Below are 205 nucleotides of genomic sequence, written 5' to 3'. Positions count from 1 at the left end.
CCTGACCCCATGCCGAACTCAGTAGTGAAACGAAACAGCGTCGATGATAGTGTGGCATTTGCCATGTGAAAGTAGAACATCGTCAGGGCCTTATTAAACGAAGAACCCAGCCTAGTGCTGGGTTTTTTCGTTTTAAAGACGTGATGTTCTACTTGAACAGGTGACAAAAATGTCGGGAACATTTTTGAACGCCGAAGGCGGCCCG

1 rRNA gene is annotated in these 205 nt (G+C 47.3%); it reads left to right on the top strand.

Annotated features, from left to right (window positions below):
• Positions 1 to 88, top strand: a 5S ribosomal RNA gene (gene rrf, locus C2M35_RS15950); the annotation flags it as partial.
• Positions 89 to 205: the final 117 nt, after the last annotated feature.

The sequence above is a fragment of the Pseudoalteromonas sp. T1lg76 genome, from assembly GCF_002964725.1.
GTDB lineage: Bacteria > Pseudomonadota > Gammaproteobacteria > Enterobacterales > Alteromonadaceae > Pseudoalteromonas.
Note: the sequence above shows the minus strand (reverse complement) of the source record. Positions and strands in the feature narration are given on the sequence as shown.